Source organism: Mycobacterium sp. (assembly GCF_035697385.1).
Classification (GTDB): Bacteria; Actinomycetota; Actinomycetes; order Mycobacteriales; family Mycobacteriaceae; genus Mycobacterium.
In genome coordinates this window covers 1-21,393 of the sequence record NZ_DASSCY010000131.1, presented here as the reverse complement: position 1 = coordinate 21,393, position 21,393 = coordinate 1, and the positions used below count along the sequence as shown (strand labels likewise).

General features: G+C 66.5%; 22 protein-coding genes. 8 read left to right on the top strand and 14 right to left on the bottom strand.

The genetic code is table 11. The features are described 5' to 3' along the window. Positions 1-19: 19 nt before the first annotated feature. Entirely contained in the window at positions 20-853 is an 834-nt protein-coding gene (locus VFH65_RS11325; protein ID WP_353321511.1) for a shikimate 5-dehydrogenase, read from the top strand. 18 nt (positions 854-871) lie between these two features. Here the strand turns inward: VFH65_RS11325 and VFH65_RS11320 are convergent, their stop codons facing one another. The 3 genes from VFH65_RS11320 to VFH65_RS11310 form a co-directional block, all read right to left on the bottom strand. After that, positions 872-1,777: a hypothetical protein gene (locus VFH65_RS11320; RefSeq protein ID WP_353321509.1), complete on the bottom strand. Its 906-nt coding sequence runs from the start codon at positions 1,775-1,777 to the stop codon at positions 872-874. Next, positions 1,777-2,190, bottom strand: a complete 414-nt coding sequence (locus VFH65_RS11315; protein WP_353321507.1) for a hypothetical protein — start codon at positions 2,188-2,190, stop codon at positions 1,777-1,779. Before VFH65_RS11315 ends, VFH65_RS11320 begins: the two co-directional genes overlap by 1 nt. 144 nt (positions 2,191-2,334) lie before the next feature. Continuing rightward, positions 2,335-3,033 (bottom strand): LpqN/LpqT family lipoprotein, encoded by a 699-nt coding sequence (locus VFH65_RS11310; RefSeq protein ID WP_353321505.1) that lies wholly within the window; start codon positions 3,031-3,033, stop codon positions 2,335-2,337. A 367-nt stretch (positions 3,034-3,400) separates the two neighbouring features. Here VFH65_RS11310 and VFH65_RS11305 point away from each other — a divergent pair, with 367 nt between their 5' ends. Further along, positions 3,401-5,005: a PE-PPE domain-containing protein gene (locus VFH65_RS11305; protein WP_353321503.1), complete on the top strand. Its 1,605-nt coding sequence runs from the start codon at positions 3,401-3,403 to the stop codon at positions 5,003-5,005. Here the strand turns inward: VFH65_RS11305 and VFH65_RS11300 are convergent, their stop codons facing one another. Continuing rightward, the gene (locus VFH65_RS11300) at positions 5,006-5,302 is read right to left on the bottom strand and encodes a hypothetical protein (protein WP_353321501.1); all 297 of its coding nucleotides are present in this window, start codon (positions 5,300-5,302) and stop codon (positions 5,006-5,008) included. 127 nt (positions 5,303-5,429) lie between these two features. Between VFH65_RS11300 and VFH65_RS11295 the strand changes: the two genes are divergently transcribed. Both VFH65_RS11295 and VFH65_RS11290 read left to right on the top strand, forming a co-directional pair. Then, entirely contained in the window at positions 5,430-6,110 is a 681-nt protein-coding gene (locus tag VFH65_RS11295) for a DUF5642 family protein (RefSeq protein ID WP_353321499.1), read from the top strand. A 28-nt stretch (positions 6,111-6,138) separates the two neighbouring features. Beyond that, positions 6,139-6,837, top strand: a complete 699-nt coding sequence (locus tag VFH65_RS11290) for a DUF5642 family protein (protein WP_353321497.1) — start codon at positions 6,139-6,141, stop codon at positions 6,835-6,837. Here VFH65_RS11290 and VFH65_RS11285 read toward each other — a convergent pair. Next, positions 6,834-7,430, bottom strand: coding sequence for an alpha-ketoglutarate-dependent dioxygenase AlkB (locus VFH65_RS11285; RefSeq protein WP_353321495.1), 597 nt, complete (start codon positions 7,428-7,430; stop codon positions 6,834-6,836). The genes VFH65_RS11290 and VFH65_RS11285 overlap by 4 nt on opposite strands. Positions 7,431-7,462: 32 nt before the next feature. Continuing rightward, entirely contained in the window at positions 7,463-7,897 is a 435-nt protein-coding gene (soxR, locus tag VFH65_RS11280; protein WP_353321493.1) for a redox-sensitive transcriptional activator SoxR, read from the bottom strand. Between the two features lie 46 nt (positions 7,898-7,943). Between soxR and arcA the strand changes: the two genes are divergently transcribed. Beyond that, positions 7,944-9,155, top strand: a complete 1,212-nt coding sequence (gene arcA / locus VFH65_RS11275; protein WP_353321491.1) for an arginine deiminase — start codon at positions 7,944-7,946, stop codon at positions 9,153-9,155. 49 nt (positions 9,156-9,204) lie between these two features. Here arcA and VFH65_RS11270 read toward each other — a convergent pair whose 3' ends face one another. After that, the gene (locus VFH65_RS11270; protein WP_353321489.1) at positions 9,205-10,077 is read right to left on the bottom strand and encodes a type IV toxin-antitoxin system AbiEi family antitoxin; all 873 of its coding nucleotides are present in this window, start codon (positions 10,075-10,077) and stop codon (positions 9,205-9,207) included. 115 nt (positions 10,078-10,192) lie between these two features. Further along, positions 10,193-11,743: a dolichyl-phosphate-mannose--protein mannosyltransferase gene (locus VFH65_RS11265; RefSeq protein ID WP_353321487.1), complete on the bottom strand. Its 1,551-nt coding sequence runs from the start codon at positions 11,741-11,743 to the stop codon at positions 10,193-10,195. Positions 11,744-11,767: 24 nt separating this feature from the next. On the opposite strand from VFH65_RS11265, the gene rsmI reads away from it, so the two are divergent. Next, positions 11,768-12,604, top strand: a complete 837-nt coding sequence (gene rsmI / locus VFH65_RS11260) for a 16S rRNA (cytidine(1402)-2'-O)-methyltransferase (protein ID WP_353321484.1) — start codon at positions 11,768-11,770, stop codon at positions 12,602-12,604. Positions 12,605-12,681: 77 nt separating this feature from the next. Next, on the top strand, positions 12,682-13,659 hold the full coding sequence (locus tag VFH65_RS11255) for an amidohydrolase family protein (RefSeq protein ID WP_353321482.1): 978 nt from the start codon (positions 12,682-12,684) through the stop codon (positions 13,657-13,659). Here VFH65_RS11255 and VFH65_RS11250 read toward each other — a convergent pair. The 6 genes from VFH65_RS11250 to metG all read right to left on the bottom strand — a co-directional run bounded on the left by VFH65_RS11250 (position 13,572) and on the right by metG (position 20,835). Continuing rightward, positions 13,572-14,867 (bottom strand): aminodeoxychorismate synthase component I, encoded by a 1,296-nt coding sequence (locus VFH65_RS11250; protein ID WP_353321480.1) that lies wholly within the window; start codon positions 14,865-14,867, stop codon positions 13,572-13,574. The two genes, VFH65_RS11255 and VFH65_RS11250, sit on opposite strands and share 88 nt — an antisense overlap. Before the next feature lie 20 nt (positions 14,868-14,887). Beyond that, on the bottom strand, positions 14,888-15,796 hold the full coding sequence (locus VFH65_RS11245; protein ID WP_353321478.1) for an RNA polymerase sigma-70 factor: 909 nt from the start codon (positions 15,794-15,796) through the stop codon (positions 14,888-14,890). Continuing rightward, the gene (locus VFH65_RS11240) at positions 15,793-16,956 is read right to left on the bottom strand and encodes an NAD(P)/FAD-dependent oxidoreductase (protein ID WP_353321476.1); all 1,164 of its coding nucleotides are present in this window, start codon (positions 16,954-16,956) and stop codon (positions 15,793-15,795) included. The genes VFH65_RS11245 and VFH65_RS11240 overlap by 4 nt, the downstream gene beginning before the upstream one ends. Positions 16,957-17,061: 105 nt before the next feature. Beyond that, positions 17,062-17,964, bottom strand: a complete 903-nt coding sequence (gene sigJ / locus VFH65_RS11235; RefSeq protein ID WP_353321475.1) for an RNA polymerase sigma factor SigJ — start codon at positions 17,962-17,964, stop codon at positions 17,062-17,064. Beyond that, entirely contained in the window at positions 17,961-19,151 is a 1,191-nt protein-coding gene (locus VFH65_RS11230) for an NAD(P)/FAD-dependent oxidoreductase (RefSeq protein ID WP_353321473.1), read from the bottom strand. The genes sigJ and VFH65_RS11230 overlap by 4 nt, the downstream gene beginning before the upstream one ends. Positions 19,152-19,287: 136 nt before the next feature. Further along, a complete protein-coding gene (metG, locus tag VFH65_RS11225; protein WP_353321471.1) occupies positions 19,288-20,835 on the bottom strand; it encodes a methionine--tRNA ligase in 1,548 nt (515 codons plus the stop codon). A 25-nt stretch (positions 20,836-20,860) separates the two neighbouring features. Between metG and VFH65_RS11220 the strand changes: the two genes are divergently transcribed. Next, positions 20,861-21,393, top strand: a 533-nt coding sequence (locus VFH65_RS11220; RefSeq protein WP_353321469.1) for a TatD family hydrolase, incomplete at its 3' end; no start/stop codon positions are given.

Genomic DNA, 21,393 nt, shown 5'->3' with positions numbered 1-21,393 from the left:
GGTCGGCGGGAGAAAGCCATTGAACGCGGTCGGCCGGAGGCCGCCATTGAACAAGGACACCCGGCTGTGCATTTCGCTGGCAAGCCGGCCCAGCAATATCGGCACCCGGTTCCACAACCATCTGTACGACGAGCTGGGCCTGGACTTCATCTACAAGGCGTTCACGACCACCGACATCGTCGCCGCCATCGGTGGGGTGCGGGCGCTTGGCATCCGGGGCTGTTCGGTCTCAATGCCGTTCAAGGAGGACGTGATTCCGCTTGTCGACGAGATCGAGCCGTCAGCGCAGGCTATCCATTCCGTCAACACGATCGTCAACGACGACGGGCGGCTCACCGCATCGAACACCGATTACATTGCGGTCCAACGGCTAATCGGCGAGCACGGGCTGGATCCGGACGACGCCGTACTCATCCGCGGCAGTGGCGGTATGGCCAGCGCAGTGGCTGCCGCGTTCCAGGGCAACGGATTTCACACCGGCTTCGTGGTCGCGCGCAACGCTGAGACGGGCCGCGCGCTGGCCGACCGGCTTGGCTACGACTATGCGCCCGAAGTCGGAACCCTGCGGGCGCCGGTGATCGTCAACGTCACCCCGATCGGGATGGCCGGTGGCCAAGAGGAAAACGAGCAAGCGTTCGACGACGAGGCAATCGCCAAGGCGTACACTGTGTTCGACGTCGTGGCGATGCCCTCGGAAACTCCGCTGATCAAGGCGGCACGCGCAGCGGGCGTCAAGGTGATCACCGGCGCCGAGGTGATCGCGCTGCAGGCCGCCGAGCAGTTCGAGCGCTACACCGGTGTGCGCCCGACCGCCGAGCAAGTGGCGGCGGCCTCGGCGGTCTCTCGGGCGTGACGCCTACGGGCGTGACGCCTACGGCGCGTTGACGACCACGATCGGCAGGCGCACCTGCTCGATGCCCTGTGTCCATTTCGAATAGCTCAGCGTCGCCTCCAGGAACCACGCAAGAGATGAGTGCACTGCCTGGGCGGTCGGCGGAGCGTCCGGGGGCAGCGGGATCGTGAACGGCACCGTCACCGGTGTGCCGTTGCGCAGCGTTATCCCCTTGTCGAGCTTGACCGTTGGTCCCGACTTCGTCCCACCGGCGATCGCCGGCGTGCGGACAAGGGGATGGGAGCTTCGGCGGTGCCCCCAATAGATGCTGAGTTCGCCGTCGGACATGTCGGCGTGCGGCGTGAGCACAACGTGACCGTTGATCGTCTCGCCCGCGCGGTACAACACAGACGGCAGCACGATGTCGACGCTGGTTTCGTCATCGCCGGCGATTCGCTCTGCAGGAGCGTCGGTGACCTCGACATCGCCTTTACCGATGACGACGGTGAAATCGCCGCGGGTATCCACGTCACGGCCACCGCGCTCGATGGTCAGGCGGGCCGACCACCTGGCGATCACCTCCGACGAACCCGGCGCCCACGACGGGACCGTGAAAGATGAAGAGCCACCGGTGAATTCACCATCGGTGACGGGCAGGTCGAGCTTTGTCACGCTGACCCAGTCCTCGGTGTTCTTCTCGCTGCCGGTGTCGGTGCCGACTTCGCCCATCAGCAGGAGCGAATCGTTGGCCCCGACGGCAGCTGCATCAGCGCGCCCAGCCCACCGATAGCGGTAGAAGTTGGTGTATCCCCACTCCAGGCTCGCCGAGGACACCTTGTCGATCGCCTTGTCGGTGGTGACGTCGGCCCGCACCGCCTGCCGCGGGGAAACCACCTCGGGGGTCACCGTCACCAGCGCGGCACTTGACCGCCTGAAAAGGCCCACTACTTCATCTTTTTCCAGTAGTTCTTTTTGTAGGCCTCGTACTCTTCGGGATTCTTTTTCTTCTGTCGCATCCGCAGCGGCCAGAACAGCACCCAGAACACCGCGAGAAGGATGTAGTACCCGGGCAGCAGCACGATGTAGTACACCGCCAACCCGAACAGCGCCGCGAACACGAAGGCCGGATAGACGAGGATCAGGCAGAACTGGAGAAACTGCTTGATCACCACCGGGTAGCCGTCGGCCTGCGACAACACGAAGCGCGGACTCATGAACTTCAGCGCCTTCTTGGGCACCGACGTCTCGGCTTCGGCTTCGGCTTGCGCCTCGCTTACGTCGCGGCCGCGCTCTTCACGGGTGAGGCCGCGCTGCGGCGGCGGCGGTTCGTGGGGATCGGGAGGTGGCATGGCAGTCATCGGGTCGTACCTCGTTCCTGAAGTGTTTGCTGGTGACCTGACGATATTGCAGCGCAGACTACCGAAATCCGTTTGACTTCGTGCATGTTCGACGACCGGAACGGGCAGGAATTCCGCGTTCCGGTCGACGCTAGCGTAAATAAATCAGGGAGTGATCTTGGTTTGTTCGTCGATGACCGTCGTGGCATCCATCAGTGGGCCCAACTGATCCTCACGACCGTCGGCGTTGACCTGGAGCACATACAGCCCGTCCTGCCCCGGGATCACCACGGTCTTCTGGGCGATGACCCGCTTGATGCCGTCCTTGGTATAGGTGCCGCCCACTTGGGTCGCCTCGAATCCACCGAGAGTGCTCGGGTTGCCTGCCGCGGCGCCCTCGTAACCGGGCAGGTTCCTGATCTCACCGGAGGCGAACTCCAGAATCTTGGCCGGTTCGACGTTGCCGGTCAGCTTCGAAACCAGGGCGATGACGCTGGGCGGGTCCTGCGCCATGGCAGGGTCAGTGAAAACGATTGCGCCGTAAGCCCATTCGGGTGTGTTCTGGCCGGCGTCCCGCCATCCCGGCGGGGTGGGCAAGTCGATCGTCGGTGACCCGGGATCGCCCCGATGGACCGCGGCTTCAATGATGTCGTTGTCGCGGATGTAGTCGACGATCGTGTAGTTCGGTCCCGCGGCCTGCGCCGACGTCGTCGGCGCCGCTTCGCTGGTTGAGGTCGACGTCGCGCTGGTCGTCTCCTTCGCCGTCGACGGCTCGGACTTGGTGTCCGATCCGCAGCCCGCCAGGCCCAGGCCGAGCGCTATGGCCGCGATGGCGATAGCGCCGGCGCTGCGTGACGTTGTCATGTGGTCTCCCGTCCATTGGAATCTGCGCCGTAGCCTACGGTTGGCAAACTCCGGACGCACGGGAACCGCGACGTGGCGTGGCGTTTCGCCCTGGATGTCATGCCCACCCCTTGGTCAGAGCGGCGGCGCGCAGCATCGCCGCAACGGGATTGCTGCGGGCCGGTCTCATTGCCATGGCAACAGAAACTGCTTGATGCTGCAAATAGTTCGCGCGATTCCGTGCGAAATTGGCTATCTCTTCGCCGTCGTAGGAGCAAAATCCAGCTGTGCTGCTGCTTCGGCGAAGGGGCGCCGTAACTAGTGACGGCCGCCGGCGGTGGTTGGCAGATGCAGTTTTCTGCCGTTCTTTTATAGAGGGGTATTGATCATGCGGGTGATTGCACGTTCGCTGGTTGTGGGTTTTGTGGCGCTACTCGGGGTCGTTGGGCTCGCGATGGCGTGGACCATGACGACGGCCGTTGCGCTGCAGGCGGCCACCGCGCTGATCATGGGCGGAGCAGATCATCCGCTGATGGGGCCGAAGGATTCGCCTGCGTTCGTGACGGCATACCTGGACAACGCGGTCGACAGCTACATCAATTCGCCTGCGGCCGCGGGTACGGGCACTGCCGGGCCGGTCGACAACGCCGTGGCCGTCGCCTACCCCGCGGAGTTCTTCCCGCTGTTCGGCTCGAAGACCTTCGACCAGACGGTGGCAGAGGGGCGAGAGAACCTCCATAACTGCCTGGACGGCACCGACTGCGTCTTCAACGACGATCCCGCGGTTGATCCGGCAGTCGGATCGGAGTACCCGCCGCCATCAGGCGACGACATCGTGGTGTTCAGCTTTTCGGAGAGCGCGGTCGTGGCCTCACTCGTGAAGCGGGACTTGGTCGACAACTACGTGCCGGGTCACACGGCGTCGTTCTTCTTGGTCTCAAACGCCATGCGCGGCAACGGCGGAATCCTGATGCGCGGTTTTGGACTGCCATCCATCCCGTTCTTCGGCATCACCTTCTATGGCGCGACGCCGACCGACAGTGAGGTGCTCGACGACGGCGGCACTCCGGACAACCCGACCGACGACACGTACGCCTATCCGACCATCGACGCCGCGCAGCAGTACGACATCTTCGGCGGCGACGCTCCCTACCGGCCGCTGAATCTGCTGGCGACGGTCAACTCGCTGGCCGCCTACTACTACCTGCACGGTGACGTGGTGAACCGCCCCCTCAGCGAGGCCGAGTACCAGGGCCGGCTTGGGGACACCACCTACTACTTGTTCCCCGCGAGGACATTGCCGATCCTGATGCCCCTCGAGCAACTCGGGGTGCCGAGTCCCATCGTGCGGTTTCTCGACACGCTGACGCGCGTCGCCGTCGAGGATGCCTACCTGCGAGGGGTCAATCCCGGAGTGCCAACGGCAGGAAGCCTCATGCCGATCGGTGACCCGATTGCGTTGGCGCTGAACCTGCTTGCCGCCATACCGGTCGCCATCGACGACGCGTCGCAGGAAATGGGCCTCGGGCGGCCGCTTGGTACCACCCCTGCCGGGCCATACGGCGTTGGCGGTCCGCCGCTGCCTGAGCCTCCGGCGGCATTGAGTACGACGGAGGTGTCCGCACTGTCGGCGCAGGCCGAAGCGGTCGAGGACGACAACGTGGAACCCGTTGCGCCAGAGGGTCAGTCGCTGGCCGGCGAGGAACCGTGGGCGCCGGCGCCCGAGCCTGAACCGGTCGCTGGCGACAACGACGAACCTCGGGCCGTCGAACTGGACGACACGACGCAGGAGCTGACCGAGGCCACGACGCCGGACCCGAACGAAACTCCGGCGGTGACGCAGCCAGAGCGACCCGAGGTGCGCGGCCCCATCCAGTTCGATCCGCCTGCGACGCAGCCGTCTTCGCCGTCCGACGATCCGCCCGACACGCCGACCAACGACGCGCCTAGCGAGTCCGCCGCGCCCTCTGCCGAAGACCAGGACGCCGCCTGATCAGCATTTGGCGGTCAGATACACCGTTTGATACACGACGCGGCTGACAACCTCGTTGCCCGCTTTCACGGCATGGGTCACCGTCTCGCCCGGGAGCACGGAATCCACCGTGCAGAGGTCAAGCGGGGCGGTTCCGACCTTGTTCAGGACGACCTTGAAGCCGTTGCTCTCCAACTCGTTGACGGTGTCTTGCGCCGATCCGATGCCCGACGGCGCGGCTTGCGCGCCGGCAGGAAATCCCAGCGTCAGCGCGATGAACGCTCCTCCCGCGATCGTGGCAAAAGTGAATCTATTCATTTGTCGTGCCTTCCACGTCGTTCCCTCCGACCACGGCTTCCCCTCCGGTCACCGACGGCCCTGTTTAGTGAAACTGGCAGTACCGCAATTTGATTCCACGAAGCGCTCTGTGTGGTATCAACACCGCGTGCGCCTGTTCGCGTCGATCGCCGTCGCGGCGGTCTGCGTGGCGGGTTGCATATCCGGTTGCGGCCAGCCCTCCGGCCCGTCGTCGTCCACCTCCGCGGCCCCGCCGAGCCCGTCGGTCGAGGTGAAGCCTGCGAACATCGCGAAGGTGCGCAGCGACCTTCCTGCCGGCTACGAACTGGCCGATATCGCCGATCGGACAGCGCCCGCCGAAATATGGGGCTTTGGCCCAGGATGGACGGCGGAGCCGCCGCAGTGCGGCGCGCTGGCCGATCCAGTGGTCGACGACGCGGTGACGCGGGGTTGGTCGGGGTCGGGCAGCGGGGGCATCGTCTATGCCGTGGTGACGGGCTCGCCGCCGGCCTCGGTCGGCCTCGATCCGGCACTGCTCGCCGAGTGTGAGCACTGGACGCTGTCGGCGGGGCATACGAGCGGCAGCATCACGTTCGTGGCCGCGCCCGAGATCGAGGGTGTCGCGACGGTGGGACTGTCGACGGCGACCACGACCGTCGTCGAGGGTGGCACGGAAACTCGTTCGCACTCGGACACGTTCATCGCCTACCTCGATGACTACGTCGCGTTCATCACCGTCGTCATCGATCCGGGATCACCGAATCCTCCACTCGGACAGGATTTCGCCCGCGAACTCTTGGTGAAAACGGTGTCGGCGTTACGGAGTTGAGCCGCGACGTGCGGGTACATTGGCGGCGATGTTGACCCGGCGCCGTTCCCCCTGTCGCTTCGCTCCTGCCCGCCGGCAAGCGGCGCTCGCCGTCGGCTGCGCCGGCGTGCTGGCCGCATGTGGCCAGTCGGCCGAGGCTGGTCTGTCGCACGCCGACATCGCCAACGTCAAGAACCTGCGGTCGAGCTTCGGGCCGTCGTTCCAGGTGACCGATGTCGGACCGACGGGCATCGACCCGCGTCTGCTCGGACCTGCGGGTCTGCCGCAAGGAATGAAGTTCGAGCCCGCCGACTGCGCGAAGTTCGCCGCCCAGCAGGCGGTGCCTGCCGGGGCCAAGGGCAACATGGCCGCCACCACAGCCGAGGGTGAGGGCAACCGCTTCATCGCCATCGCGCTCGAAACGTCGGAGGCGGTGCCGGTCAACGACCCGGCACCGCATTGCCAGAAGGTGGGGTTCGCGGGCGCCGGGGTGCGTGGACTGGTCGAGGTGGTCGAGGCGCCGCAGATCGAAGGCGTCCACACCAGCGGCACCCATCGCGTCCTGCAGACGACGGTCGACGGCAAGCCGCGCACCGGTGAGCTGTACAACTACGTGGCCACCTTCGGCACGTTTCTGGTGATCGTCACGGCCAATCCGTTGGTGCTGCCCGACAAGCCGGTCGAACCCGTGAACACGCAGCGCGCCCGCGACCTACTCACGGCGGCGGTGGCTGCGGTCAAGGGCTAGCGCACGTCGTGCGGACGGAACTGAATGCTGATCCTGGGGCCGACGGGTCTGCTGGTCTTGGGAATCGCGTGCTCCCAGGTGCGCTGGCAGGAGCCGCCCATCACCAGTAGGTCGCCGTGGTGGTGCTGCAGCCGCAGCGATTTGCCACCGCCGCGTGGGCGCAGGGCGAAAACCCTTGTCGCACCGAGGCTCACGATCGCCACCATGGTGTCCTCAGTGCTGCTGCGGCCGATGGTGTCGCCGTGCCAGGCCACGCTGTCGTTGCCGTCGCGGTACAGGCACAGGCCCGCGGTGACGAACGGTTCGCCGAGTTCGCCGGCGTAGGTGTCGTTGAGTCGACGGCGCATTTGTTTGAGCCGCGGATGCGGTGGGGGTTCGTCCACGAGGTTGTGGAAGCTGACCAGCCGTGGCACGTCGAGCACGCGCTCGTACATGTGCCTGCGCTCAGCGCGCCACGGGATGACGTCCATCAGCTCGTCGAACAGCTCGTCGGCGTCGGTCAGCCAGCCGGAGCGCACCTCGACCCATGCGCCACCGCCGAGGTGACGCCGGTCGGCGGCCTCGAACAGCGAGCTCTGCAGAGCCAGCTCCATGACCGCAGTCTATCGCACAGACGTTCGAAGAGTCACAGTCTCGCCGCGCCGGGACCTTGCTCGGCGAGCACGTCGCCGGGGTTGGACAGCGCACAGGTCTTCAGGCTCAGGCAGCCGCAGCCGATGCAGCCGGCCAGGTTGTCGCGCAGGCGTTCCAGGTGCAGGATGCGGTCGTCGAGGTCCTGGCGCCATCCAGCCGAGAGTTTGGCCCAGTCCTTGCTGGTCGGGACGCGATCGGTGGGCAGGGTGGCCAGGGCTTCGCAGATGCGCGCCAGCGGGATGCCGAGCCGTTGCGACATCCGGATGAACGCGACGCGCCGCAGTGTCTCGCGGGCGTAGCGGCGCTGGTTACCGCTGGTGCGGCGGCTGGCGATCAGGCCTTCGCGTTCGTAGAAGTGCAACGCCGAAACCGCCACACCGCTGCGATACGACATCTCTCCAGGTGTCAGCTCGTGGATCAGCTCCATGACCTAAACAATAGTTGAGGTGGTTGTTCGGGCTACGGTGCTAGATGTGACAGACGTTGCGCTCGGCTGTGATTCCGAGGTCGGCAGGCTGCGCGCGGTCATCCTGCACCGCCCTGGCGCCGAACTGCAGCGGCTGACCCCGCGCAACAACGACGCGCTGCTGTTCGACGGCCTGCCCTGGGTGTCCAAGGCGCAGCAGGAACATGATGCGTTCGCCGCGCTGCTGGAATCGCGCGGTGTCCGGGTGCTGCTGGTGGCGGACCTGCTGACCGAGGCGCTGTCGGGCAGCGGGGCCGCGCGAATGCACGGTATCGCCGCGGCGGTCGATCCGCGACGGCTGGGACTGCCGCTGGCGCAAGAACTTTCGGCGTATTTGCGGACGTTGGAGGCCGGGCCGCTGGCGCATGTGCTGATGGCGGGGATGACGTTCAACGAGTTGCCGTTCAGCGGAAGTGAGCTGTCGCTGGTGCGGCGGATGCACCACGGCGGGGATTTCGTCATCGAACCGCTGCCGAATTTGTTGTTCACGCGCGATTCGTCGTTCTGGATCGGGCCGCGGGTGGCCATCACGTCGCTGGCGTTGCCGGCGCGGGTGCGCGAGACGTCGCTGACCGACTTGATCTATGCACACCATCCGAGGTTTCTTGGCGTGCGGCGGGCGTACGAGTCGCGGTCGGCGCCCGTCGAAGGTGGCGACGTGCTGCTGCTGGCACCGGGTGTTGTCGCGGTCGGGGTGGGGGAGCGCACGACGCCTGCGGGGGCGGATGCGTTGGCGCGCAGCCTGTTCGACGACGATCTGGCGCACACCGTGCTTGCGGTCCCGATCGCGCAGGAGCGTGCGCAGATGCATCTCGACACGGTGTGCACGATGGTCGACGTCGATGCGGTCGTGATGTATCCGAATATCGTGGATTCGTTGTCGGCGTTCACAATTCACCGCGATGGGAACGGCGGGGTGAAGATCGACGACGCAGTGCCGTTCGTGCAGGCCGCCGCCGCCGCGATGGGCATCGACCGGCTGCGGGTCATCGCGACGGGTCTCGATCCCGTCACCGCGGAGCGGGAGCAGTGGGACGACGGCAACAACACGTTGGCCGTCGCGCCTGGCGTCGTCGTCGCCTACGAACGTAACGTCGAAACCAATGCCCGCTTAGCCGATGCGGGCATCGAGGTACTACCGATCGCGGCGTCGGAGCTGGGCACTGGCCGCGGCGGCCCACGCTGCATGTCGTGCCCGGCCGCTAGAGACCCGCTGTAGCGTTTCGCGCCTCGCGAGGCGTACACCCGGGTCGTCGAATCCCACGCGATCACGACCCTGGTGTACGTCTCGCGAGCGGAAACCACCGGCGACGCTCGGCGGCCTCCCGCAGTCTGTGCAACGTAAACCCGCGGCTGTGCTCCTTGACCACATGAATGTCGAGCCAACCTTGACTCTCGACCAGCGCGTTGCGTCCGATGTCGTGGACGAATCGTGGTCGGTCCGTCTGATGCTGTTCACCGTCGTAGTCCAAAGCGATCATCGGCTCGTCCCAACCCATATCGAGGAACGCCTCGGCTCCTCCATCCCGGCCATCGTGGACCCGAATCTGGGTGCGAGGCCGCGGATATCCTGCGTCGATGACGAGAAGTCGCAGCCACGTCTCTTTCGGCGACTGCGCACCGCCATCCATCAGATCCAGTGCGATGCGGGCGCGCTTCATCCCCCGCCAACCGCGATACCGCTCGACAAGCGGCGCCACGTCGTCAGCTGTCACGCCGGTCGCCGCCGCCAGCGCGTCGAGGTGCCTGACGGCTAGATCGCGTTTGAGGTGTCGAGCCAGATCGAGTGCCGTGCGTGCCGGCGTGGTGACTGCGAGTTCGCCGATCGCGCAGATCTCATCCCAGTCGATCCGTTCATTCCGAATGACCACACCTGGCCGAGGCCGTTCGCGCGGGGCGATCATGTCGATCCGCGTTCCGGGGTTAACCCATTGGGCTCCGTGCAGTGCAGCCGCGGCGCGTCCGGCCACGATGCCGCGGCGATCGGTCCAGAGCCAGGCGGCATGTGCGTCGAGTTGAATCGAAGGCAATGCGCCGCGTGGCACGTAGATGCGAGGGTGGACGGCCTTATAGCGCCAGCGCAACTGGCTTCGAGTCAGGCCGCCCTGGAGTAGTTCGGCGCCGATGAATGCTCGTTCCATGCCCCGGATGCTGGCCGCGAGGGCTGACAACTCTGCCCCCGATTCGCGAGGTTTACGCCAGGGCTGTGGATAACTCGCAAACTGCGACCATGGTGTACGTCTCGCGAAGGGGAAGCTACCGCCAGGAGGGCAGCCAGATCTGCATGTTCCACGTGCCCTGCGAGATCGGGATGCCCGTCAGGATCGGATACATCCACGCGAAGTTGGTAATCACAAGCGCCACATAGCAACACACCGCGATCAGCCCTAGCGTTCGTCGCTCCGAGTTCTGATTCGGCTTGTGCAATATGTCGCCGAGGATCATCGCGAGCATCAACACCAGGAACGGCGCCATCGTCGCCGCGTAGAAGAAGTACATCTGCCGGTCGATGTCCGCGAACCACGGCAAAAAGCCCGCCCCATAGCCGACGAGGATCGCCCCATACCGCCAGTCCCGCTTGACGAAAGCCCGCCAAACGGCCCACGCCAGCACCGGCACCGCGATGAACCACATCGCCGGCGTGCCGACCATCATCACGGCCTTCACGCACGACTGCTCTCCGCAGCCCGGCACGTTCTGGTTGTCGATCGCATAGAGCACCGGCCGCAGCGACATCGGCCACGTCCACGGCTTCGACTCCCACGGATGATGATTGCCGTCGGCGTTGGTCAGGCCGGCGTGGAACCTGTACGCCGCGTATGTGTAATGCCACAGCGAGCGCACCGCGTCGGGCAGTGGCAGCACGCTGTTCTCGCCGATCGATTGGCCGACCTCATGCCGGTTGACGCTCGTCTCCGAGGCGAACCACGGTGCGTACGACGCGAGGTAAACCCCGAACGGGATCAGCACCAGCGCGTACAACGACGGCCCGACATCCCGCCGGAAAACGCCGAGCAACGGCCGCGGCACCCGATACTGCATGCGCGCGGCGATGTCGAATGCCACCGTCATCAGGCCGAAGAACGCCACGAAGTACAGCCCCGACCACTTTGTCGCGCAAGCCAATCCGAGTAGCACGCCCGCGCCGAAGCGCCACCACCGCACACCAAGCCGCGGCCCCCATGGCGTCTCGGCGATGCGGCCCTCGAGCAGCGCGATATGCATCCGCGCGCGCACCTGGTCGCGGTCGACCATCAGGCATCCGAACGCCGCCACCACGAACAGCGTCAGAAAGCCGTCCAGCAGCGCCGTTCGCGCCGCGACGAAGCTGACCCCATCGGCGACCAGCAGCAGCCCGGCGATACCGCCGACCAACGTCGACCGGCTCAGCCGTCGCCCGATGCGCGCCACCAGCACCACGACGATGACGCCGCACACCGCGCCTGTGAATCGCCATCCCAGCCCGTTGTAGCCGAACAGCGCCTCGCCGATCGCGATCAGTTGCTTGCCAACCGGCGGGTGCACCACCAGGCCGTAGCCGGGGTTGTCCTCGACACCGTGGTTGTGCAGCAGCTGCCACGCCTGCGGTGCGTAGTGCTTCTCGTCGAAGATCGGCGTGCCCGCATCGGTCGGCGAGCCAAGGTTCAGGAAACGTGTCACAGCGGCCAGCGCGGTGATGACGGCCGTCATCGCCCAGCCCTGCAGCCTGTCGACCGGCCCGAAGTCGGCGACGGGCACCAGGGGCGCGGGACTGATGACGGGGACCGCGCGCCCCTTGGCAACGAGTTCATCGGCCGGGGCGGTCACGACGACGATCGTAGGCTGTCGGGCATGACCACCGGCCGACTGCTCATCGGCGCCACGCCGCTAGGCCAGCCGACCGATGCCTCTGCCCGGCTGGTCAGCGCCCTGGGCAGCGCTGATGTCGTGGCCGCCGAGGACACCCGGCGGATCCGGACCCTCGCGCAGGCGCTCGAGGTCACCCTGGCCGGCAAGGTCGTCAGTTTGTTCGACGCCAACGAGGCGACCCGGGTTCCCGCGCTGGTCGACGACGTCAAGAGCGGGGCGACCGTCCTGCTGGTCAGCGATGCGGGCATGCCGCTGATCAGCGACCCCGGCTACCGGCTGGTGGCGGCGTGTATCGACGCCGGGGTGCCGGTGCAGTGTCTGCCGGGCCCGTCGGCGGTGACGACGGCGCTGGCCGTGTCCGGTCTACCATCGGAGAGGTTCTGCTTTGAGGGCTTCGCGCCGCGCAAGCACTCGGCTCGCGTGTCCTGGCTCAAGCTGCTGGCCGCCGAACCGCGCACATGCGTGTTCTTCGAATCACCGCGGCGGCTTGCCGACTGTCTGCGGGACGCGGTCGAGACGCTCGGGCCCGAACGCAAAGCGGCCGTCTGCCGCGAACTGACCAAGACGCACGAGGAGATCATTCGCGGCACGCTCGGCGAGCTCGCCGAGTGGGCGGCCGACGGCGTGCTCGGTGAGATCACGGTCGTGCTCGCTGGTGCGACCCCGCGGGCCGATCTGCCGACGCTGGTGGCCGACGTCAGCGCCTTGGTCGACGGCGGCATGCGGGTCAAGGACGCGTGCGCGCAGGTGATCGCCGCCAATCCCGGCTCCCCATCGCGACGCGAGCTCTATGAAGCGGTTCTACAGTCCCGGGCCTAACGACGCTCCTCGCGAAATCGGCGTATGACGGTAGAGGACCTATGAGTCCAGCGCTGTCTAACACCTGAGGAGTAGCTGTGAGAGTCGTTGGGTTGGAAGAACATTACGTCACCGCCGATGTCATCGACGCGTGGACAAAGCTCGAGCCGAGCTGGCGCGATCCCTCGATGGCTGTCCCGTCTGAGGTCGAGCGACGTCTACTGGAGATCGGCGAGCAGCGTTTCGCCGCAATGGCCGAAGCCGGCGTCGATGTGCAGGTGGCCTCGCTGACGACGCCAGGGCTCTGGAATCTGGCGCCGTCCGACGCGGTTTCATTGCAGACGGACTGCAACGACCAACTCGCCGACGCGGTGCGAGCACACCCCGATCGTCTGCAGGGATTCGCCACGCTGGCCGCCTCTGATCCTGACGCGGCGGCGGTCGAACTCGGCAGGGCTGTAACAACATTGGGGTTCAACGGGGCGCTCGTGTTCAGCCGGGTCCGTGACAAGCCCATCGACCACCGAGATTTTTGGCCGGTGTTTGAAGCCGCGGAGGCATTGCGGGCACCGCTGTATCTGCACCCGCAGTCGCCGCCGATCGGTGTTCGCGAGGCGTACTACTCCGGGTTCGACGACGTTGTCGACGCTGCCTTCGCGACCCACGGGGTCGGCTGGCACTACGACGCAGGCGTGCAACTGCTTCGGCTCATACTCGCCGGGGTGTTCGACCGCTTCCCCGACTTGCAGGTGATCATGGGTCACTGGGGCGAAGTCGTGCTGTTTTTCCTTGACCGCATCGACAGGTTGACCGGATTCGCAAACCTGGAACGGCCCGTCTCGGAATACGTGCGGTCCAACGTGTTCGTCACTCCAGGAGGCGTTTTCAGTACCCGCTATCTGCGCTGGGCACTGGAGGTCGTCGGCGCCGAGCGCATCATGTTCGCCGCTGACTACCCGTTCGTACCGACCGATGGCGGCGTCGCCCGTCAGTTCCTCGGGGAACTGGATGACGGCGATCGGGACAAGGTCGCCTCGGGTAACTGGGATCGGCTGTGCGCGGGGATCCGCCGCTGAAGCGCGGCATCGACGAATGGTGCGGCCTTGTCCAGGCATTCGTCCCACTCGCGGTCCGGATCGGAATCGGCCGTGATGCCGCCGCCGACGCCCAGCACCGCGTTGCCTTTCGCGTCGAACTCCACGGTGCGGATCGCCACGTTGAGCTCACACCCGGCGACGGGCGACGCCAAACCGACTGTGCCGCAATACACCCCGCGCCGACGCGGCTCCCAGCCCCGCAGTAGCTGGCGGGCCCTGGTCTTGGGTGTACCCGTCACAGACGCGGGCGGGAACGTCGCGTCCAAAACGGCGGCCATCGGCACCTCCCTGTCGACCCGCGCCGACACCGTCGACACCAAATGCCATACGCCCGGCGCCGGTCGCACCTCCAACAGTTCGGGCACAGTGACGCTGCCCGTGATCGCAACGCGGCCAAGGTCGTTGCGGACCAGATCGACGATCATGATGTTCTCCGCCACATCCTTGACCGACGCGCGCAGCGCAGCCGGATCTGCATTCCGCGGCAGCGTGCCCTTGATCGGGCTCGACGTGACCACCTCACCTCGCCGGCTCAGGAACAACTCCGGCGACAGCGACGCCACCGCGCCCCACTCACCCGCCAGATAGGCTGCGCGGGCGGGGGAGGTGCGCTCCACCGCATCTGCGAAGAAGTCGACGGGCTCACCCTCGAGCCGGCCGGCGAACTGCGTGCACACACATGCCTGGTAGACCTCGCCCGCCGCGATCGCCTCCAGGCACTCGAGCACTCCGTGGCGGTGCGCAGTGCGATCGGCGTCGCCCCAAGTGATCTCGTACGCGCGCGGCGGCACCGGGGATCGCAATGCCTCGGACACCCAGCTCGAAAGCGGTGCGTCGGAAAGGCTTTCATACCACCACTGCCCGTCGCGGTCCTGACGCAGCACGCAATCCGACCAGCCACCGGCCGCCTCGGGGATCCGGGGGCCGAGCCCGTCGACACCACCGTCGGGATACGAGAGAAAACCGAACCATCCGCCGCCGATCGCTCCGTCTGACTCCCCGGTGGGTACGGCGAAGACGTCGTCGACCGCAACGGCCAAGAGCGACGGGGCGATGACCGCCGCCGAGCCGAACCACTCGCCGATCAGCGCGGCGGGCGGCGGCAACTCGTGCCGCTGCGCGCCTGCGGCGATTGCGCGCAGGACCGCGGGGGCGCTGCCCAGGTCGCCGAGTCGCTCGATCCGCACCGGGTAAGCGTGACAGAACGCTAGCGGCTGATCGTGCGCGGGATGTCGACGCCGGCCAGCTTGTCCGGGTTGCGCATCGCATAGAAGTGGCTGATCCGGCCGTCGACGATCTCTACGGTGATCACGCCTTCGAAGCTGTCGCCGAGATAGAGCTTCAGCGCCGGAGCGTTGTTGTACATCGCCGGCTCCACGCGGCCACTCTCCCCAGCCACCCGGACCAGGCCGATGATCACTCTGGCGACGCGCTCCGCGCCGGAGATGGGTCGACGCGCCGCACTGCGCTTGCCGTCGCTGTCGGCGGTCCAGACGACGTCCGGCGAGAGCATCTCCAGCAGCCCGTCCATGTCGCCGGTCGATGCGGCGGTGAAGAAGCGCGCAGTGATCTCCATCGACAGCTTGGGGTCGACGGGCTCGAACCGCTTGCGTCGCGACTGCACGTGCTCGCGGGCGCGGTGGGCCATTTGGCGCACGGCAGCCGCCGACTTGCCGATGGTCGCGGCGATCTCGTCGTGACTGAACCCGAAGACCTCGCGCAGCACGAACACCGCGCGCTCGTCCGGGCTCAGTGTCTCCAGGACGACGAGCATCGCCATCGAAACGGATTCGGCCAGGATGAGATCGGACGAGGCGTCGGTGCTGTTGCCGGTGTCGAGCAGCAGCGGCTCGGGCAGCCAGGGGCCGACGTACTCCTCGCGCCTGCGGGACTGCGTACGCAGGGCGTTGAGCGCTTGCCGGGTGACGAGCTGGGCGAGGTAGGCCTTGGTGTCGTTCACCACCGCGAGGTCTACCTCGGCCCAGCGCAGGTAGCTCTCCTGCAACACGTCGTCGGATTCCGTTGCGCTGCCAAGGATCTCGTAGGCGATCGTGAACAGCAGCGGGCGCAGGAGCGTAAACCGCTCGGCGTGTTCGTCATTGGGCTTCGCGTTCATCGCGCCGGCGCCAACTCCGCCAACAGCTCCTGACGCCCGGACCACGTCTTCCAGGAGTACGAGTCCGGCTTCTCGGCTTCGGCGCGCATCCATTTCAGCGTGAAGCGGCACACCTGCTCCTTGATGAATGCGCCGGTGCGGCCGCCGACATACAGCCGCCGTGGTGAGTCGTCGGTGTTGTTGACCTGGAAAGTGCCCGCGTGCCGGCCGAGGCTGATGCACTGAGCCGCCATCCCGTGGTTCACTCCGGCAGGCTCCTCCCCGGCGATGCGGCTCAGCACCGTGTTCGCGGCCTGCGCGCCCAGCGGCAGCGCGGCCTGGCAGCTCATGCGGTACGGCAGACGTGATGGCGACACCGCATCGCCCGCGCCGATGATGCGGCCGTCATCCACGCTGGTGAGCGTTTCGTCGGCGAGCAGCCGGCCCAGGTCGTCGGTGGACAGGCCGCTCGCCGCGGCAAGCCCCGGCACACCGAAGCCAGCCGTCCACACCGTGACGGCGCTTGGTACCTCGCGACCGTCGTCGAGGACGACGTGATCGGCAGCCACCCGGGCGACCCTGGCGTTGTCGACCATCGCGACCCGCAGCTTGGCCAGCCGCTTCGCGACCGACCGCCTGCCGTTGCGGCCCAGTGACGGCCCGAGCACATCGGTCACCAGGGTGACCGGGCGTCCCGCTTCCGCGAATTCCGCCGCTGACTCGATGCCGGTCAACCCGCCGCCGACGACCACCATCGGGGCTGACGTGGGCACGTCGGCCAGCCGGTTGGCCAGGCGTTGAGCGTGCTCGAGTTCGCTTATCGGATAGGCGAATTCGGTGGCGCCCGGTACTGAGTCGGGCACGGTGCCGGTGCTGCCGACGGCGTAGACCAGGTAGTCGTAGCGCAGCGCCTCGCCCGATGCCAGTGAGACGGTTCGTGCCGCGGCATCGATCTGTGTCGCGGCGTCGACGACGACGCGGACATCAGCGGACAGCACGTTCGAATAGTCGGCGATCGCATCGTCGTTTCCTGCTACGAGCTGGTGCAGCCGGATCCGCTCCACGAACGCGCCGCGCGGGTTGACCATCGTCACGCTGGCGCGCCGCGCGAGCCGGTTGGCGGCCATTACTCCGGCGTATCCGCCGCCGATGACGACGACGGTGGTGTTCTGTTCGGTCATAACATGTCTCCTCGGGTCATCCGGTTCGTCGCTGAACCGGTCTGCCCTCGAGACACCGCGCACATCCGGAGTGTGACAGCTTTGCGCCCGGTGTGGTGGACGTCACTAGCGGCTGATCGTTCGCGGAATCGTGATTCCCGCCAGCTTGTCCGGATTGCGCATCGCGTAGAGGTTGGTGATCTGGTCCTCGATCACCTCGAAAACGAAGACGCCCTCCAGATGGTCGCCTGTATAGACGACGACCGCGGGTGCACTGTTGTAGACCGCTGTCTCGAACCGGAGTTCCGGCCGCTCCCTGGCCACCTGGAACAGGCGGACCATAATCGCGGCAACCCTTCGTGCGCCGACGATGGGCCTGCGAGTCGCCGCGGCCTTGCCGCCATGGTCGGCGGTCCACGTGGCGCCCGGCGCCAGAAGCGTCATCAGTCCCTCCATGTCGCCGGTTTCTGCCGCGGTCATGAACTGCTCGGTGATCTGGGCGGTCCGCGCGGTGTCGACGGGCCCGAACCGCTTGCGTCGCGCATGCACATGTTCGCGGGCACGGTGCGCCATTTGACGCACCGTCCCCGCGGATTTGCCGATGGCTCCGGCGATTTCGTCGTAGTCGAAGCCGAACACCTCGCGAAGGACGAACACCGCCCGTTCATCCGGTGTCAGGGTTTCGAGCAGCACCAGCATCGCCATCGACACCGACTCGGCGAGCACGACGTCGGAGGAGGCGTCGCCCTCGGCGAGCAGCAGCGGTTCGGGCAGCCACGGTCCGATGTAGTCCTCGCGACGTCGCGCCCTCGCGCGTAGCGCGTTGAGCGCCTGACTCGTCACCAGCTGCGCCAGATATGACTTGGTGTCCCGCACCATCGCGAGGTCCACGTCCGCCCAGCGCAGATAGCTGTCCTGCAGCACATCGTCGGATTCGGTTGTGGAACCGAGGATTTCATAGGCGATCGTGAACAGCAGCGGCCGCAGATGGGTGAACCGCTCGGCATGCTCGCTCGACGGGGTGGTCACGTTTCCGCGACCACCTGCGGAGCGAATACCGGCTGCTCAGGACGAGGCCCACCCTTGAACCAGAACGTCGAGCCGGGTTTGCGGGCCTCGCGGCGCAGGCCCCACAGCGTGCCCTTGCAGATTCCCTCCTTCAGGCGGGCGGCGAGGCGGCCGCTGACGTAGACGTTCACGGGCGTGTCGTCCTGGTGGCTTAACTGCATAATCCCGGCGCCGCGACCGAGGCTGATGCATTGCCCCGGCAAGCCGTAGGCAAAGTCCGCGGGCAACTCGCCCGCAATGCGGCTCAGCACAGTGTTGGCAGCCTGCGGACCGAGTTGGTTCGCCGATGCGCAGCACATCCTCAACGGTGTGCCCGACGGTGAGGCGCAGTCACCGGCAGCGACGATGCGGTCGTCGTCCACGCTGGTCAGTGTCTCGTCCGTGAGGAGCCTGCCCAGCTCGTCGGTGTGCAGTCCGCTGTTGGCCGCCAGTTGCGGCACACCGAACCCAGCGGTCCAGATCGTCAACGTGCTCGGGCGTACCGCGCCGTCTTCGAAGACGACGGAATCCGGGCGGACCTCCGTCACCACGTCGGTTTCGAGCACGGCGACACCGAGCCTGGACAGCGCCTTGGCCACCGATCGACGGCCCGGTACTGATAGCGACGGGCCCAACCGGCCGCCGCAGACCAGGGTGACTTTGCGGCCTTGCTCGGCGAGCTCGGTGGCCGCTTCGATCCCGGTCAGCCCGCCGCCGACGACGGTCACCGGCGCATCGGGGTGCAGGTCCTCGATGGCCGCACGCAGCCGCAGCGCCTGCTCCAGTTCCGCTATGGGATAGGCGAATTCGGCCGCGCCGGGCACCGAGGCGGGCACAGCGCCGGTGCTGCCGACCGCGTAGATGACGTAGTCGTAGTCCAGGGCGGTCCCCGACGCCAGCTCCACTGTGCGAGTGGCGATGTCGATGCGGGTGGCGGTGTCCACGACGAGCCGAATGCCCTCGCCGAGCAGCGAGCCGTAATCGACCGCGGCGGCGTCGTAGTTGCCGGCCACGTGTTGGTGCAGCCGGATCCGCTCGACGAATCTGGGGCGGGGGTTCACCAGGGTGATATCTATGTCCCCGCGCATCCGCAGATGGTTGGCCGCCAGTGTTCCTGAGTAGCCGCCGCCGATGACGACGACCTTGGTGGGTGCAGTGTGTTCAGTCATGCCCTCAAGACACCGCCGATCGCCGATCCGTGACAGATAGTGACGTGGGTCACTCCCGTTCTTTTGGCGAGCAGACGCAGAATCGCATGAAATAGACCTCGGTAGTGCGATTCTCTGTCTGCTCGCGGGGAGAACCTCACTCCACCTGGTAGCGGGGGAACACGCCGACCGGGGCGGGCAGCGGCGTGCCCGGTGCGATGCGCGTGCCGACCGCCGCGAACGTGCGCGCGTCGTCGCCCTGGCCCAGCAAGTCGAGCAGCTTGCCCGTCGATTCGGGCATCACCGGCTGACTGAGCAGCGCCGCGACGCGTACCACCTCCAACGTCGTGTACAGCACGGTGCGGAAGCGCACCTGGTCCGCAGGTGACTCGGACTTACGCAGCACCCACGGCTCCTGCGCGGAGAAGTACTTGTTGGCCGCGCCGAGCACCGACCAGATCGCCTCGAGTGCCAGATGCATGGCGGTCGCGTCGAAATGCCCGCGCACCCGGTCCATCAAGCCGTCGGCGGCTTCCAGCAGCCCCTCGTCGTCAACAGTGAATTCGCCTGGCTGCGGGACGATTCCGTCGAGATTCTTGGCCACCATCGACAGCGAGCGTTGCGCCAGGTTGCCCAACTCGTTGGCCAGATCGGCGTTGATCCTGCTGATGATGGCTTCTTCGCTGTAGCTGCCGTCCTGCCCGAACGGCACTTCCCGTAGGAAGAAGTAGCGGACCTGATCCAGTCCGAACGTGTCGATGAGGTTCACGGGGTCGACGATGTTGCCGACCGACTTGCTCATCTTCTCGCCACGGTTCAGAACGAACCCGTGCGCAAAAACCTTGCGCGGCAACTCGATTCCCGCCGACATCAGAAACGCGGGCCAATACACGGTGTGGAACCGGATGATGTCCTTGCCGATCATGTGCAGATCGGCCGGCCAGAAGCGCCTGAAAACCTCAGACGACGTGTCCGGGAAGCCCACGCCCGTCAGATAATTCGTCAGTGCGTCCACCCACACGTACATCACGTGGTCCGGGTGATCGGGCACCGGCACGCCCCAGTCGAAGGTCGTGCGCGATATCGACAGGTCGCGCAGTCCGCCCGATACGAAGCTGACCACCTCGTTGCGCCGAACGTCGGGCTCGATGAATTCGGGGTGCGCCTTGTAGTGCGCCAGCAGCCGTTCGGCGTAATCCGACAGCTTGAAGAAGTACGTCTGTTCCTCGGTCCACGTCACCGGAGCCCCGGTCTCTGTGGCGATCCGCACGCCGTCAGCGCCGACGGTCGTTTCCGCCTCGGTGAAGAAGCGCTCGTCGCGCACCGAGTACCAGCCCTTATAGGAGTCGAGGTAGATGTCGCCGGCGTCGTTCATCCGGCGCCAAATCTCCTTGGACGCCTCGTAGTGGTCGGCGTCGGAGGTGCGGATGAACCGGTCGAACGAGATGTTCAGTCGCTCCTGCAGCCGCTGGAATACATCAGAGTTGCGGCGCGCCAGCTCGGCGGTCGGAATGCCTTCGGCGGCGGCCGTTTCGGCCATCTTGAGCCCATGCACGTCGGTGCCGGTGAGATACCGCACGTCGAAGCCGTCCAGCCGCTTGAACCGCGCGATCGCATCGGTGGCGATGTATTCGTAGGCATGCCCGATGTGCGGATCGCCGTTGGGATAGGCGATGGCTGTCGTTATGTAGTAAGGCTCGCTCATTTGAGCTTCAGCTTATGGTGTTGCGGTGAGTCCCGATGGACCCCCGCCCGCCGCCCGGTCGCGTCCGGCGCCGCCCGCCCCCGAGCCGCTGACACCGCTGATCGACGCCCACACTCATCTCGACGCGTGCGGGGCCACTGACGCCGAGAGCATTGGCGCGATCGTCGACCGCGCCGCCGCCGTCGGCGTGCAGGCCGTCGTCACCATCGCCGACGACCTCGAGTCGGCCCGCTGGGTGACCGAAGCCGCCGACGCCGACCCACGGGTGTACGCCGCCGTCGCCCTGCACCCCACTCGCGCCAATGCGCTCACTGACGAAGCCAAGGCCGTCATCGCGCGGTTGGCCGGCCATCCGCGCGTAGTGGCGATCGGCGAGAGCGGCATGGACATGTACTGGCCGGGCAAGCTCGACGGCTGCGCGGACCCGGCCCAACAGAAAGAAGCGTTCGCCTGGCACATCGACCTCGCCAAGCGCACCGGCAAGCCGCTGATGATCCACAACCGCGACGCCGACGCCGAAGTGCTCGACGTCCTGCGCGCCGAGGGGGCTCCCGGCAC

Coding starts and splice junctions, on each gene's coding strand:
- VFH65_RS11315 (WP_353321507.1), bottom strand. CDS start 2,190: ATGACTGCCATGCCACCTCCCGATCCCCACGAACCGCCGCCGCCGCAG.
- VFH65_RS11310 (WP_353321505.1), bottom strand. CDS start 3,033: ATGACAACGTCACGCAGCGCCGGCGCTATCGCCATCGCGGCCATAGCG.
- VFH65_RS11305 (WP_353321503.1), top strand. CDS start 3,401: ATGCGGGTGATTGCACGTTCGCTGGTTGTGGGTTTTGTGGCGCTACTC.
- VFH65_RS11300 (WP_353321501.1), bottom strand. CDS start 5,302: ATGAATAGATTCACTTTTGCCACGATCGCGGGAGGAGCGTTCATCGCG.
- VFH65_RS11290 (WP_353321497.1), top strand. CDS start 6,139: ATGTTGACCCGGCGCCGTTCCCCCTGTCGCTTCGCTCCTGCCCGCCGG.
- VFH65_RS11285 (WP_353321495.1), bottom strand. CDS start 7,430: ATGGAGCTGGCTCTGCAGAGCTCGCTGTTCGAGGCCGCCGACCGGCGT.
- soxR (WP_353321493.1), bottom strand. CDS start 7,897: ATGGAGCTGATCCACGAGCTGACACCTGGAGAGATGTCGTATCGCAGC.
- VFH65_RS11270 (WP_353321489.1), bottom strand. CDS start 10,077: ATGGAACGAGCATTCATCGGCGCCGAACTACTCCAGGGCGGCCTGACT.
- rsmI (WP_353321484.1), top strand. CDS start 11,768: ATGACCACCGGCCGACTGCTCATCGGCGCCACGCCGCTAGGCCAGCCG.
- VFH65_RS11245 (WP_353321478.1), bottom strand. CDS start 15,796: ATGAACGCGAAGCCCAATGACGAACACGCCGAGCGGTTTACGCTCCTG.
- VFH65_RS11240 (WP_353321476.1), bottom strand. CDS start 16,956: ATGACCGAACAGAACACCACCGTCGTCGTCATCGGCGGCGGATACGCC.
- VFH65_RS11230 (WP_353321473.1), bottom strand. CDS start 19,151: ATGACTGAACACACTGCACCCACCAAGGTCGTCGTCATCGGCGGCGGC.
- metG (WP_353321471.1), bottom strand. CDS start 20,835: ATGAGCGAGCCTTACTACATAACGACAGCCATCGCCTATCCCAACGGC.